11 protein-coding genes and 1 pseudogene are annotated in these 13,814 nt (G+C 63.3%); 7 read left to right on the forward strand and 5 right to left on the reverse strand.

The window, feature by feature from the left end; all coding sequences use genetic code 11:
• Positions 1 to 163: 163 nt before the first annotated feature.
• Positions 164 to 1,510 carry a class II 3-deoxy-7-phosphoheptulonate synthase gene (locus tag ACIPZF_RS25895; RefSeq protein ID WP_400804862.1) on the reverse strand — a complete coding sequence of 449 codons (1,347 nt, stop codon included), beginning with the start codon at positions 1,508 to 1,510 and terminating at the stop codon, positions 164 to 166.
• Positions 1,511 to 1,628: 118 nt separating this feature from the next.
• On the opposite strand from ACIPZF_RS25895, the gene ACIPZF_RS25900 reads away from it, so the two are divergent.
• Together ACIPZF_RS25900 and ACIPZF_RS25905 are read left to right on the forward strand one after the other, a co-directional pair.
• Positions 1,629 to 2,384: a spermidine synthase gene (locus ACIPZF_RS25900; RefSeq protein ID WP_400804865.1), complete on the forward strand. Its 756-nt coding sequence runs from the start codon at positions 1,629 to 1,631 to the stop codon at positions 2,382 to 2,384.
• 338 nt (positions 2,385 to 2,722) lie between these two features.
• Positions 2,723 to 4,436 (forward strand): annotated as a pseudogene (locus ACIPZF_RS25905) (DEAD/DEAH box helicase).
• 136 nt (positions 4,437 to 4,572) lie between these two features.
• Here the strand turns inward: ACIPZF_RS25905 and ACIPZF_RS25910 are convergent.
• Positions 4,573 to 5,340, reverse strand: a complete 768-nt coding sequence (locus ACIPZF_RS25910; protein WP_400804868.1) for a DODA-type extradiol aromatic ring-opening family dioxygenase — start codon at positions 5,338 to 5,340, stop codon at positions 4,573 to 4,575.
• A 102-nt stretch (positions 5,341 to 5,442) separates the two neighbouring features.
• Between ACIPZF_RS25910 and ACIPZF_RS25915 the strand changes: the two genes are divergently transcribed.
• Positions 5,443 to 6,093 carry a thiopurine S-methyltransferase gene (locus tag ACIPZF_RS25915; protein ID WP_400804871.1) on the forward strand — a complete coding sequence of 217 codons (651 nt, stop codon included), beginning with the start codon at positions 5,443 to 5,445 and terminating at the stop codon, positions 6,091 to 6,093.
• Positions 6,094 to 6,231: 138 nt separating this feature from the next.
• On the opposite strand, the gene htpX is transcribed toward ACIPZF_RS25915, so the two are convergent.
• The gene (gene htpX / locus ACIPZF_RS25920; protein ID WP_400804874.1) at positions 6,232 to 7,119 is read right to left on the reverse strand and encodes a protease HtpX; all 888 of its coding nucleotides are present in this window, start codon (positions 7,117 to 7,119) and stop codon (positions 6,232 to 6,234) included.
• A 213-nt stretch (positions 7,120 to 7,332) separates the two neighbouring features.
• Positions 7,333 to 8,544 carry a pyridoxal phosphate-dependent aminotransferase gene (locus tag ACIPZF_RS25925; protein WP_400804877.1) on the reverse strand — a complete coding sequence of 404 codons (1,212 nt, stop codon included), beginning with the start codon at positions 8,542 to 8,544 and terminating at the stop codon, positions 7,333 to 7,335.
• A gap of 169 nt (positions 8,545 to 8,713) precedes the next feature.
• On the opposite strand from ACIPZF_RS25925, the gene msrB reads away from it, so the two are divergent.
• Together msrB and ACIPZF_RS25935 are read left to right on the forward strand one after the other, a co-directional pair.
• A complete protein-coding gene (msrB, locus tag ACIPZF_RS25930) occupies positions 8,714 to 9,115 on the forward strand; it encodes a peptide-methionine (R)-S-oxide reductase MsrB (protein ID WP_400804879.1) in 402 nt (133 codons plus the stop codon).
• Between the two features lies 1 nt (position 9,116).
• Positions 9,117 to 9,605, forward strand: coding sequence for a glutathione peroxidase (locus ACIPZF_RS25935; RefSeq protein ID WP_400804882.1), 489 nt, complete (start codon positions 9,117 to 9,119; stop codon positions 9,603 to 9,605).
• Here ACIPZF_RS25935 and ACIPZF_RS25940 read toward each other — a convergent pair.
• Positions 9,595 to 11,952 (reverse strand): response regulator, encoded by a 2,358-nt coding sequence (locus tag ACIPZF_RS25940; RefSeq protein ID WP_400804885.1) that lies wholly within the window; start codon positions 11,950 to 11,952, stop codon positions 9,595 to 9,597. The two genes, ACIPZF_RS25935 and ACIPZF_RS25940, sit on opposite strands and share 11 nt — an antisense overlap.
• Before the next feature lie 202 nt (positions 11,953 to 12,154).
• On the opposite strand from ACIPZF_RS25940, the gene ACIPZF_RS25945 reads away from it, so the two are divergent.
• Together ACIPZF_RS25945 and ACIPZF_RS25950 are read left to right on the forward strand one after the other, a co-directional pair.
• Positions 12,155 to 13,042: an ATP-binding protein gene (locus ACIPZF_RS25945; protein ID WP_400804887.1), complete on the forward strand. Its 888-nt coding sequence runs from the start codon at positions 12,155 to 12,157 to the stop codon at positions 13,040 to 13,042.
• On the forward strand, positions 13,043 to 13,525 hold the full coding sequence (locus ACIPZF_RS25950; protein WP_400804890.1) for a GAF domain-containing protein: 483 nt from the start codon (positions 13,043 to 13,045) through the stop codon (positions 13,523 to 13,525). It abuts the gene before it with no gap.
• Positions 13,526 to 13,814 lie beyond the last annotated feature (289 nt).

The raw sequence follows: 13,814 nt of genomic DNA on the forward strand, positions 1-13,814 counted from the left end.
CCGCGCCCACGGCCCATCCATGGGCCGAGGCGCTTGACGGGCTCCTGCCCGTCACCTCCCTCCGCAAGACCTGCGCTCGGCCTCCTGAAGTCGCACTCTGCGTTGTCTGGACTTTCGCGCACATAGAAGCAAGATCAACAGCGAACAGCAACGCTAAAAGCTTCTAGCGCCGCACCTGCTTGAGGGTTTCTGCGATCAGGAAGGCCAGTTCCAGCGACTGATCGGCGTTCATGCGTGGGTCGCAGTGGGTGTGGTAGCGGTCGGATAGGGCGTCTTCGGTGATCGGCCGGGCGCCGCCGATGCATTCGGTGACGTTCTGCCCGGTCATTTCGATATGAATGCCGCCAGCATGGCTGCCTTCGGCCTGGTGCACCTGGAAGAACTGTTTCACTTCATCGAGGATCTGCGCGAAGTCGCGGGTCTTGTAGCCGCTGCTGGCCTTGATGGTGTTGCCGTGCATCGGGTCGGAACTCCACAGCACCTTGCGCCCCTCACGCTCGACGGTGCGGATCAGCCCAGGCAGATGCCTGCCGACCTTGCCAGCGCCCATGCGCACGATCAGGTTGAGGCGGCCGGGGTCGTTGTCCGGGTTGAGCACGTCGATCAGGCGGATCAGTTCTTCAGGGTTCATGCTCGGGCCGACCTTGACCCCGATCGGGTTGTGCACGCCGCGCAGGAACTCCACATGGGCGCCGTCGAGCTGGCGGGTGCGGTCGCCAATCCACAGCATGTGCGCCGAGCAGTCGTAGTAGTCGCCGGTCAGGCTGTCCTGGCGCACGAAGGCTTCTTCATAGTTGAGCAGCAGCGCCTCGTGGGCGGTGAAGAAGCTGGTTTCGCGCAACTGTGGGGCGCTGTCCAGTCCGCAGGCGCGCATGAACGCGAGGGTTTCGTCGATGCGGTTGGCCAGTTGATGGTACTTGTCGGCCAGCGCCGAGTTGGCGATGAAGTCCAGGTTCCACTTGTGCACCTGGTGCAGGTCGGCGAAACCGCCCTGGGCGAAGGCGCGCAGCAGGTTGAGGCTGGCGGTGGCCTGGTGGTACGCCTGCAGCAGGCGATCGGGGTCGGGGATGCGGCTTTGTTCGTCGAAGCCGATACCGTTGACGATGTCGCCACGGTAGGCCGGCAGGGTGATGTTGCCGATGGTTTCGTCGTTGGCCGAGCGTGGCTTGGCGAACTGCCCGGCCATGCGGCCGACTTTGACCACCGGGCAGCCGGCGGCGAAGGTCATGACGATGGCCATCTGCAGCAGCACCTTGAAGGTGTCGCGGATCTTCGCCGCCGAGAACTCGGCGAAGCTCTCGGCGCAGTCGCCGCCCTGCAGCAGGAAGGCGCGGCCTTCGGTGACCTCGGCGAACTGCCGGCGCAGCTCGCGCGCTTCCCCGGCGAACACCAGCGGCGGGTAGCTGGCCAGGGTCTGTTCGACCTTGAGCAGGTGCGCGGCATCGGGGTAGGTCGGTTGCTGCTGGATCGGCAGGGCACGCCAGCTGTCAGGGCTCCACGGTTGGTTCATCACAGGCTCGGTATTGTTGGTTATAGGCTGTCTGTCATGGTAACAGTTGGCGCTGAGCTTGTTGCATCCACGGCGTTGACGGACAATGCGCGTTTTTGCGCGGGCGAGTGGCGGATAAATGGCGACGGAGCGGGAAGAGGTGCTGCTGGCCCGGGTCGAGGATGCTTTTGGCGTCATCAGCGTGTACGAAGTGGATGACTACCGCTTCCTCGAATTCGGCGATGCCATCGAGCAGAGCTGCGTGTTCACCGCCGACCCCAGCTGGCTGGAGTACGACTACACCCGCGCCATGCTGGTAGGTGCGCTGTGCCACGCGCAGCCCGAGAGCGCGCTGTTTCTCGGTCTGGGCGCCGGCACTCTGACCCAGGCCTGCATGAAGTTCCTGCCGCTTGACGACATCGAAGCCATCGAGCTGCGCCCGGATGTGCCGCGCCTGGCCATGGAGTATCTGGGGCTGGACGACGACCCGCGCCTGTACGTGCGGGTCGGCGATGCCCTGGAGCTGCTGCCCACGGCGGAGAAGACCGACCTGCTGTTCGTCGACCTGTACACCGACCACGGTCCGGGCGTCGGCCACCTGGCCTGGAAATTTCTGGAGAACTGCCAGAAGCAGCTCAACCCCGGCGGCTGGCTGGTGATCAACCAGTGGGCAGGCGATGACGGCAGGCCGCTGGGCGCGGCACTGTTGCGCGGTTTGTACCACCGGCACTACTGGGAACTGCCGGTGAAGGAGGGCAACGTGATCCTGCTGGTGCCGGCGGACCTTGAGCAGGTGCTGGACCTGGACGGCGTGCGGGCGCGGGCCGAGGCGCTGGCGCCGAAGTTGGGGTATAGCCTGGAAACCTTGATCCAGGTGATCCGGCCGGCAACCTGACGATTGCACCGAACCTTGTGGGAGCGGGCTTGCCCCGCGAAGAAGACAACGCGGTGCATCTGAAAGAATCGATTCAGCCGGCTTTTTCTGATGGCCCGATGCTGGCCGTGAATTGTAAAAAATTTCCTCACGGCCCTCTGTTATTCGGGTATAGTACGCGCCGGTCTTTTAGCGGACCTCAAAATCAGGTGGTGCAAATCCTCCGAGTCCAGCTTCGGCTGCACGTCCGCTAGGCGGACCTTCCCAAGTTTTTCTTTTTCAATCGTTTTCGCAAATCCCCGCCGCCAAAGCTGCCTGGGTGACCTTCTGGTCTTTCAAGGCATGTGCAGCTTTGGAGCATGGGTCTTTGCGGATGCACCTAGAGGCAGACCCATGACCCAGGAAACCGGCGGATTCGCCGCTCTCGATCTCAATCCGAATATCGTTGCTGCTGTCGTAGCCACCGGCTACGAAGAGCCGTCCGCTATTCAGCATCAGTCGATCCCGATCATCCTCGCCGGTCACGACATGATCGGCCAGGCGCAGACTGGCACCGGCAAGACCGCTGCCTTCGCCCTGCCGATCCTCAACAAGATCGACGTGAGCAAGCGCGAACCGCAAGCCCTGATCCTGGCGCCAACCCGTGAGTTGGCGCTGCAAGTTGCTACCGCTTTCGAAACCTACGCCAAGCAGATGCCAGGCGTTAACGTGGTGGCTGTCTACGGTGGTGCCCCGATGGGCCCACAGTTGCGTGCCATCCGTAACGGCGCGCAAATCGTCGTGGCTACCCCGGGCCGTCTCTGCGACCACCTGCGTCGCGACGAGAAAGTCCTGTCGACCGTGCAGTACCTGGTACTGGACGAAGCCGACGAAATGCTCAAACTGGGCTTCATGGATGACCTCGAAGTGATCTTCGATGCCATCCCGGCCAGCCGCCAGACCGTACTGTTCTCCGCAACCCTGCCGTCGTCGATCCGCTCGATCGCCGAGCGTCACCTGCGTGAGCCCAAGCACGTCAAGATCCAGAGCAAGACCCAGACCGTTACCGCGATCGACCAGGCCCACCTGATGGTCCATGCCGACCAGAAGATCCCGGCTGTGCTGCGTCTGCTGGAAGTGGAAGAGTTCGACGCGCTGATCGCCTTCGTGCGCACCAAGCAAGCCACCCTGGACCTGGCCGCCGCGCTGGAAGCCAAGGGCTACAAGGCTGCTGCGCTGAACGGCGACATCGCCCAGAACCAGCGTGAGCGCGTCATCGACTCGCTCAAGGATGGCCGCCTGGACATCGTCGTCGCGACCGACGTCGCTGCCCGTGGCCTGGACGTACCGCGCATCACTCACGTGTTCAACGTCGACATGCCGTACGACCCAGAGTCCTACGTACACCGTATCGGCCGTACCGGCCGTGCCGGTCGCGAAGGCCGCGCACTGCTGCTGGTCACCCCGCGTGAGCGCCGCATGCTGCAGGTGATTGAGCGCGTCACTGGGCAGAAGGTTGCCGAAGCCCGTCTGCCGAACGCTCAAGCCGTGCTGGATGCGCGCATCAAGAAGCTGACCAAGAGCCTGGAGCCGCTGGTTGCCGAAGCTGAAGCCACTCATGGCGAGCTGTTCGACCGCCTGACCGAAGCCCTGGGTTGCAGCCCGCGTGCCCTGTCCGCAGCCCTGCTGCGCAAGGCCACCAACGGCCAAGCCCTGGACCTGGCTGCAGTAGAGCGCGAGCAGCCGCTGGTGCCAAGCTTCGCTCCGCGCGGTGAGCGCCCAGAGCGTGGCGACCGTGCCGAGCGCAGCGACCGTGGTGACCGCGAGCGTCGCGCACCGCTGCCGCTGGCCGAAGGCCGTGTACGTTGCCGTACCGCCCTGGGTGCCCGTGATGGTATCGCCGCCAAAAACCTGCTGGGCGCGATCCTCAACGAGGGTGGCCTGGCCCGTGATGCAATCGGTCGCATCCAGGTGCGCGACAGCTTCAGCCTGATCGAGCTGCCGGAAGATGGCCTCGAGCGCCTGCTGTCCAAGCTCAAGGACACCCGCGTGGCTGGCAAGCAGCTGAAGCTGCGTCGCTACCGCGAGGATTGATCCTGGCGTAACGAAAAAATCCCCGGCCCAGGTCGGGGATTTTTTTGCCTGTAGCGGCCTCTTCGCGGGGCAAGCCCGCTCCCACAGAAGTAGCACATGACCCTGTGGGAGCGGGCTTGCCCCGCGAAGAGGCCCTTCAGTCGAACCGATAGATGTCCATCCCCAGCGCACCCAAGGTGAATCCTTGATGCACGATGCCGAATTTTCCGCCAGCGCCCAAAGCAAAGAATAACGGCAAGAAATGCTCATCACTGGGATGGTTACGTGCCGCAAATGGCGCCTGTTGCTGGAAGTCCAGCAATGCCGCCTGATCATCCTCACCGAGTTTTTCCACCACCCAATCGCGAAACGCCAGCGCCCACGGCTCGATCACCTCCGGCCCCGCGTGCCAGTCGAGTTCCCCCAGGTTGTGAGTAATACTGCCGGACCCTACCAGCAGAATGTCCTCCTCGCGCAGCGCCGCCAGTGCCTGGCCGACCTTCAACTGCAACCCAGGCCCCATGCGGCTGGGCAGCGATACCTGAATCACTGGAATGCTCGCATCTGGATACATCAGCGACAGCGGCACCCAGGCGCCATGGTCGAATGGCCGCTGGGCATCCAGGCGCGTGGGCAGGCCGGCCGCGTTGAGTAACTCGCTGACCTTTGTGGCCAGCGCTGGATTGCCTGGTGCCGGGTACTGCACTGCATAGAGTGCGGGTGGGAATCCGTGGAAGTCATGCCAGGTCTCTGGCTGCGTACCACCAGTCACCAGCAGTTCGCGGCTTTCCCAGTGCGCCGAGACCACCACGATCGCTTTCGGGTGACGCAGCGTATTGGCCAGGCGCGCCAGTGCCGGTCCGCTGGCGCCGGGTTGTAGGGCGAGCATGGGTGAGCCGTGGGAAATGAACAGACTGGGCAGCATGATTGGGGTCCAGAGGATTAAGATGTCATCATGTTCGACCAAGTACAGATCGAAATCCAAACCAAGATTTGCCCTTAATCCATCTAAAAATCGGGAGTGATCATGGAACCAGCGTTTTGGCAAAAGCGATGGGCCGATAATCAGATCGGCTTTCACCGTACAGACGTCAACCCATTCCTGCTGGCGAACTGGCCCGAGCTGGCGCTGGCTCAAGGCAGCCGCGTGCTTGTGCCGTTGTGTGGCAAGAGCCTGGACATGGCCTGGCTGGCGGCAAACAACCATCGAGTACTGGGGGTGGAGTTGTCGCGGCGGGCGGTGGAGGATTTTTTCCAAGAGCAGGGGCTGCAGGCACAGGTCTCGCAACAGGGTGCGTTCGAGATCTGGCGCAGCGGTGATGTCGAAATCTGGTGTGGCGATTTCTTTGCCTTGCGGGCAGAGGATGTTGCCGATTGCAAGGGCCTCTACGACCGCGCTGCGGTAATTGCCTTGCCGGCCCCGATGCGGGCGCGCTACATGGCGCATCTGTCGCAAGTGCTGCCTGTGGGGTGTCAGGGGCTGCTGTTGACCATGGATTACGATCAGCAGCTGCTCGACGGCCCGCCGTTCTCGGTGCCGGATGACGAAGTGCGCCAGGGGTATGCCGGTGGCAATGTGCAGATTCTGGATGAGCGCGAGGTGATTGAAGAGAGCCCGAAATTTCTCCAGGCCGGCGTCGCCAGCGTACTGGAGCGGGTGTATCGCGTACAGTTCTGATGGTTGGTTGCCTGTGCGGGCCTCTTCGCGGATGAATCCGCTCCTACAGCTTCGTGGGAGCGGCTTCAGCCGCGAAGAGGCCGGCACCGGAAACGAAAAAGGGCGACTTGAAGTCGCCCTTTTCTTTTACCCGTTGGATCAACCGCGACGGCGCAGGGCCTCGATGCGCTCTTCCAGCGGCGGGTGGCTCATCAGCAGACCAGCCAGGCCGTGCTTGAGGCCGCCATTGATGCCGAAGGCCTTCATGGTGTCAGGCATGTGCACCGGCAGGCCTTGCTCCACGCGCAGGCGCTGCAGGGCGCCGATCATCGCGGCTGTGCCGGCCAGTCGTGCGCCGGCTTCGTCGGCGCGGTACTCGCGACGGCGCGAGAACCACATGACGATCATGCTGGCGAGGATGCCGAGGATCAGCTCGGCGACGATGGTCGCCACGTAGTAGGCAATGCCCTGGCCTTCTTCGTTCTTGAAGATGACCTTGTCGACGAAGTTGCCGATAATTCGCGCAAAGAACATCACGAAGGTGTTCACCACGCCCTGCACCAGCGCCAGGGTGACCATGTCACCGTTGGCCACGTGGCCGATCTCGTGGGCCAGCACGGCGCGTACTTCGTCGGGCGAGAAGCGCTCCAGCAGGCCTTGGGACACGGCGACCAGTGCGTCGTTGCGGTTCCAGCCGGTGGCGAAGGCGTTGGCCTCGTAGGCCGGGAAAATACCCACCTCGGGCATCTTGATGCCGGCTTCGCGGGACAGCTCCTCGACCGTCTGCAGCAGCCACTGCTCATGGCGAGTGCGCGGCTGCGAGATGATCTGGGTGCCAGTGCTCATCTTCGCCATCCATTTGGAAATGAACAGCGAAACGAGAGAGCCGGCAAAGCCGAACACGGCGCAGAACACCAGCAGGCTGCTGAGGTTGAGGTCGACCCCGTTGGCGGCCATGAACCCGTTGAAGCCGAACAGGCTCAGGGTAATGCTTGCAACCAGCACCACCGCAAGGTTGGTGGCTACAAACAACAGAATGCGCATCATGGTTGTTACGTTCTCCTGACGGATGAGTGTGTTGCGTATGCGGGGTATATAAGGGGCTGATCGCCCGGATTCAATCAGGCGACTATTTCAAACTGTGTACGGCGGAGTATGGCAGAGGATCCAGCGGGGACTGTGAGGTAGAGCATTGCAGGATGTAAGAAACATCCTGTGAGGTGTGTAGGAGGGCGCACTGCGCCCCCCCACGGCAGTGGCTTATTGCGAATACCCTTTGAGGAAATTCCCAATCCGCCCGATCGCCTGCTCCAGGTCATCCACCCGTGGCAAGGTCACCACGCGGAAGTGGTCCGGCCACGGCCAGTTGAACGCCGTGCCCTGAACGATCAGCAGTTTTTCCGACAACAGCAGGTCCAGCGCGAACTTCTCGTCGTTGAGGATCGGGCAGACCTTCGGGTCGATCCGCGGGAAGGCATACAGCGCGCCCATCGGCTTGACGCAGCTAACCCCCGGGATGGCGTTGAGCAACTCATAGGTGCGGTTGCGCTGCTCCAGCAGCCGGCCCGGTGGCAGCACCAGGTCGTTGATGCTCTGGTAGCCGCCCAGGGCGGTCTGGATGGCATGCTGGGCCGGCACGTTGGCGCACAGGCGCATGTTGGCCAGCATGTCGATGCCTTCGATGTAGCTCTGGGCGTGGTGCTTGGGCCCGGAGATGATCAGCCAGCCGGAGCGGAAGCCCGCCACCCGGTACGACTTGGACAGGCCGTTGAAGGTCAGGCACAGCAGGTCCGGGGCCAGCGAAGCGGTGCTGATGTGCACGGCCTCGTCGTAGAGGATCTTGTCGTAGATCTCGTCGGAGAACACCACCAGGTTGTTCTGGCGTGCCAGCTCCAGCATACCCAGCAGCAGTTCCCTGGAGTACACAGCACCGGTCGGGTTGTTCGGGTTGATGATCACCAGGGCCTTGGTGTTCGGGGTGATCTTGGCCTTGATGTCCTCGAGGTCCGGGAACCAGTCAGCCTGCTCGTCGCACAGGTAGTGCACCGGCTTGCCGCCGGCCAGGCTCACGGCGGCGGTCCACAGCGGGTAGTCGGGAGCCGGGATCAGCACTTCGTCGCCGTTGTTGAGCAGCGCCTGCATCGACATGACGATCAGCTCGGAGACGCCGTTGCCGAGGTAGATATCCTCGATGGTGACGCCTTCGATTTCCTTCTGCTGGCAGTACTGCATCACTGCCTTGCGTGCGCTGAACAGACCTTTGGAGTCGCTGTAGCCCTGGGCGGTCGGCAGATTGCGGATCACATCCTGGAGAATTTCGTCTGGCGCTTCGAAGCCAAACGGCGCCGGGTTGCCGATGTTCAGCTTGAGGATGCGGTGGCCTTCCTCTTCCAGGCGTTTGGCGTGCTTGAGCACTGGGCCGCGAATGTCGTAGCAGACATTGGCGAGCTTGTTCGATTTGCTGAACTGCATGATGTGGTCCCGGTTGAGAATACGCGCTGCGCCCCGTTCGAAAGGTTTGAAAGGGCAGCAAGCGGGTGCCAGACTTGGAGCCCGTGCACACGAAGCCAACTAATATACGTGCCACCCGCGCTACGGAAAAGACGGCGCGAGGTGAAATTCAGCCTGCCGAGGTCCTCACATGCAAAAGATCGACAAAACCCTGGAAGAATGGCGCGCAATGCTCGACCCGGCGCAGTACCAGGTGTGCCGCCTGAAGGGCACCGAGCGACCGTTTACCGGCAAGTACAACAGTGAAAAGCGTGCGGGCGTCTACAACTGCATCTGCTGCGGCTTGCCGCTGTTCGATTCAACCACCAAGTTCGATTCCGGCTGCGGCTGGCCGAGCTTCTATGCACCCATTGAAGAAAGCGCGATGATCGAGATTCGCGACACCAGCCACGGCATGATCCGCACCGAGGTTACCTGCGCGCAGTGCGACGCGCACCTGGGCCATGTGTTCCCCGACGGGCCGCCACCGACCGGGCTGCGCTACTGCATCAACTCGGTGTGCCTGGACTTCAAACCCAATGACGGAGCCTGAAATGGCTGGATCGATGCTGGACATCCCCTGCGTGACCCTGGGCGGCGAGCACAAGGTGCTCGGCGACTTCACCGGCAAGGCGCTGTTGGTGGTCAACACCGCCAGCCAGTGCGGCTTCACCCCGCAATACAAGGGCCTGGAGCAGTTGTGGCAGGCCTACCGCGAGCGCGGCCTGGTGGTGCTGGGCTTTCCCTGCAACCAGTTCGGCAAGCAGGAGCCGGGTGAGGCGCGCGAAATCGCGCAGTTCTGCGAACGCAATTTCGGCGTGAGCTTCCCGTTGTTTCGCAAGGTCGAGGTCAACGGCCCCGGCGCTCATCCACTGTTCGTCGAGCTCAAGCAGCGCGCTCCGGGCTTGTTGGGGTCGCAGAAGATCAAGTGGAATTTCACCAAGTTCCTGGTCGACCCGGCCAGTGGCAAGGTCGTGCGTTACGCCCCGACCACCAAGCCCCAGGCCCTGGAAGCCGACATCGAGCGCCTGCTCAGCCGTTGAGCGGTACCCAGTGGTCGACCAGCGCCAACAGTTCTTCGCGGCGAAACGGCTTGGCCAGGTAGTCGTTCATGCCCGCCGCGCGGCAGCGTTCACGCTCCTCGGGCATGGCGTTGGCGGTCAGCGCGACGATCGGCAGCTCGGGCCAGCGGCCACTCTGGCGGATGCGGCGGCTGGCCTCATAGCCGTCCATCACCGGCATGTTGCAGTCCATCAGCACCATGTCGAAGGCTTCCCGTTCCAGCCACTCCAGCGCCTCTGCGCCCTGGGTGGCGATTTGCACCTGGCAACCGAGCTTGGCCAGCATGCCCTTGGCCACCAGCTGATTGACCGGGTTGTCCTCCACCAGCAGGATCCGTGCGCGCCCTTCGCTGGTGCGCAGGGCCGGGGTTGCCAACGGATGCTCGGGAGCCTGGCCCTGCAGGGTGCGGCGCAGGGTCTGGTACAGCGCGTTGCGCGCCAGCGGGCGGGCCAGTTGGTGCAAGGGCGCAAGTTGCGTCGACTGCTCCGGCGGCAGGAAGTTGCCATACGCCGTCACCAGCAGGATTGGCACCTTGAACGCTGGGCGCAGCTGCAACAAGTGGTCGAGATCATCGGTGACCAGCAAGTCGGTCGCGCTGCCATCCACCGTGGATGCGCTGTCGTGCCTCTGCACCACCAGCCCCCAGCATGTAAGTACACTCAGTAACAACTCGCTCAGGCCGCTACCTGCGTTGCTCAAGACCACGATTCGCCCCTGCAGGGGCGGCGGTGGGATGGCCTCGGTGTGGATGGTCAGCGGCAACTCTGCGCTGAAGCTGCTGCCGAAACCGGGTTCGGAGCGGATGTGCAAATGGCCCTGCATGGCTTTGCAGAGGTTGCGGGTCAGGGCCAGGCCCAGGCCAGTGCCGCCGTACTGGCGCGTGATGCCGGCGCCTGCCTGGGTGAACGGCTGGAAGATCCGCGCCTGGGCGTCCTCAGGGATGCCGATGCCGGTATCGCGCACTTCCAGGCGCACGCCGCCGACGATCCGCGCCAGGCGGATGTCGACGCGGCCGAAGCGGGTGAACTTGAGGGCGTTGGACAGCAGGTTGCTGACCACCTGGCGCACCCGGGTCGGGTCGCCGAGCACGGTGCTGGGGAAGTCGCTGGCGATCAGGCAGGTCAGCTCGACGCTTTGCGCGGCGTTCTGTGACAGCAGGTTGGCGGTGTCTTCGACCATGGCGCCCATGTCGAAGGCGATGCGTTCGAGCTCCAGTTGCCCGGCGTCGAACTTGGACAGGTCGAGGATATCGTTGAGCAGCTCCACCAGCACCTTGCCCGAGTCGTGGGCGATCGACAGTTGCTGGCGCTGCTCGCTGGCCAGCGGGCTGTCCAGGGCCAGGGCGATCATGCCGAGCATGCCGTTGAGCGGGGTGCGGATTTCGTGGCTCATGTTGGCCAGGAATGCCGCGCGCGCCTGGGCCATGTCGAGGGCGCGCTGGCGCGCATCGACCAATTCCTGGTTGGACTGGCTGAGGCGGCTGTTGCTGGCCTTGAGTTCCTCGGTGCGTGCCGAAACGATGTCTTCCAGTTCGTTGAGGTACTGCGTCAGGCGGTTCTCGGCGGTGCGCCGCTGCTGGATCTCGGTGGCCATGCTGACGAACTGCTGGTTGGCCACCTTGACCAGCACGCCGATCTCATCCAGCTCATGGCCATGCGGGCACTCCAGGCGGGTTTGCCCCGGCTGGCGCGGGTCGCGGCCGCTGAGTGCGCCGATCACGTTGACCAGGGGTTTGGTCAACATCATGTAGAACAACGCCAGAAGGATGCCAGTCAGCACCAGGCTGCGGGCGAAGCCGTTGAGCAGGGTGACCCCGGCGCGGTCGAGGAAGCGGCTGCCGAAGGCGTAGGTGTCGACGTCCAGGTACAGCGTGCCGAGGTATTCCTCGGGCATGTGGGTGAGGAACAGGCGCTCCTTGAACTGGCGGTGCTCGCCGAACAGGAAGTCGCTCAGGGGTCGATAGCTGTCGTCCAGGCGGGCACGCTCGACATCGGCCAGCACGGTTTCGTTGTTGTCGATCAGCCGTGCGCGGATGATCGCCGGCGACTGCAGCAGGCCGCGGGTCAGCTCCAGCGCCAGCTCAGAGTCGATGTTGTAGGCAATGCGCGAGGCCGGGTTGTGGCTGATTTGCAGCAACGCCTGCACTTCGCGGTTGATGGATGCGTCTTCGCTGGCATAATCGATGCCGATCTGGATGAGACTGAGCAATGTACCCAGGATGAAGCCGACCAGGACTGTCAACCGGGCTTGCTTGTATGACAGGCGATTGGTGAACTTGATATCCATGAGTCCCGAGCCGGTTCTACGTCCCTTGCGCTGCGCAAGCATAGCCGATCAGCCCCGGCTACTGGTGGGCCTGTCACATATTCAGCCTTGATAGCCCGGCTGGCCTGTGCGGGCCTCTTCGCGGCTAAAGCCGCTCCCACAGGATAATCACTGCCCTTGGGACCTGTGATGTACCTGTAGGAGCGGCTTTAGCCGCGAAGAGGCCTGCACAGGCAGCCCCGAATCTGAACTTTCAGGAGCCCTGATGGACGCTCGCTTGAACGCTTTCCTGGAACGCGCCGAATCCGTGCTGGCGCGTCTCGAACCGATGCTGCCGGCGCCACGCCCGGACATCGACTGGTCTACCACGCTGGCCGCGCGCTGGCAGCGCGATGGCCGCAGCGGTTACCTGATGCCGCTGCAGGTCAGCCTGGACATCCGCCTGACCGACTTGATCGGCGTCGACAAACAGCGTGACCAGTTGGGCCGCAACACCCATCAGTTCATCAATGGCCTGCCCGCCAACCATGCTCTGCTGTGGGGCTCGCGTGGCACCGGTAAATCGTCCCTGGTGCGTGCCTTGCTGGCCGAGCACGCAGGCGCCGGGTTGCGCCTGATCGAGATCGAGCGCGATCACTTGGCCGATCTGCCGCGCGTGGTCGAGCAACTGCAGAAGCTGCCGCAACGCTTCATCCTGTTCTGCGACGACCTCTCGTTCGAAGCCGGGGAGGGCGATTACCGGGTGCTCAAGAGCGTGCTCGACGGCTCGCTGGAGCAAGCGCCGGACAACGTGCTGCTGTATGCCACGTCCAACCGCCGCCACCTGGTGCCGGAGAAGGAGAGCGACAACGAAAACTGGAAGCGGGTCGACGGCGAGCTGCACCCCAGCGAAGCGGTGGAAGACAAGATCGCCTTGTCCGACCGCTTTGGCCTGTGGCTGTCGTTCTACCCCTTCACCCAGGAACACTTCCTCAGCGTGGTCGAACACTGGATCGGCCAGCTGGCGCAGCCTGCCGGGCTGGCCTGGCAGCGCGATGAAGCACTCGACATCCTCGCCGTGCGCTGGGCCACCGGCCGCGGCAACCGTAATGGCCGTTGTGCCTATCAGTTCGCCCGCTACTGGGTCGGGCTGCAATTGTTGGAGCAAAAGTAAATGATCGACCTCAATGCCAGTGGCGCAGGCCTCGACGGCTATGACCTGCTGGCGGCGCAAGTGCAGGCCCTGTTTGCCGACGAGCGCGACTTCATCGCCAATGCCGCGCAGTTTTCGGCGTTTTTGTACAACCAGGTGGACGACCTGAACTGGGCGGGGTTCTACCTCAACCGCAATGAAGAGCTGGTGCTCGGCCCGTTCCAGGGCCAGGTCGCCTGTGTGCGCATTCCGTTCAGCCGCGGCGTGTGCGGCGCGGCGGCCGCCACCCGGCAAACCCAGCGGGTCGAGGACGTGCACGCGTTCCCGGGGCACATCGCCTGTGACAGCGCGTCCAACAGCGAATTGGTGATCCCGCTGGTGAAGCAGGGCAGGCTGATCGGCGTGCTCGACCTGGACAGCCCGAAGACTGGGCGGTTCAGCGAGGCGGACCAGGTGGGCCTGGAGCGTTTGGCGGCGATCTTCCTTGAGTTGACTGACTGCTGATTATGATGCTGTCTGTGCTGGCCTGCTTCGCGGCTGAAGCCGCTCCTACCGGCGAAATGCCCCAGGCGGCATGCAATCCCCTGTAGGAGCGGCTTCAGCCGCGAACACGGGCGTAGCCCGTGCCATGCACCGCAGCGCCTGCTTCGCGGATAAATCCGCTCCTACCGGCGAAATGCCTCAGACGGGATGCAATCCCTGTGGGAGCAACTGTCTTCCACAAAACTTAAAAAGCTGCGCGGATTGAGCTGTGGGAGCAACTGTCTTCCACAAAACTTAAAAAGCTGCGCGG

The sequence above is a fragment of the Pseudomonas sp. NPDC089752 genome (assembly GCF_044748725.1).
Taxonomy (GTDB): Bacteria; Pseudomonadota; Gammaproteobacteria; order Pseudomonadales; family Pseudomonadaceae; genus Aquipseudomonas.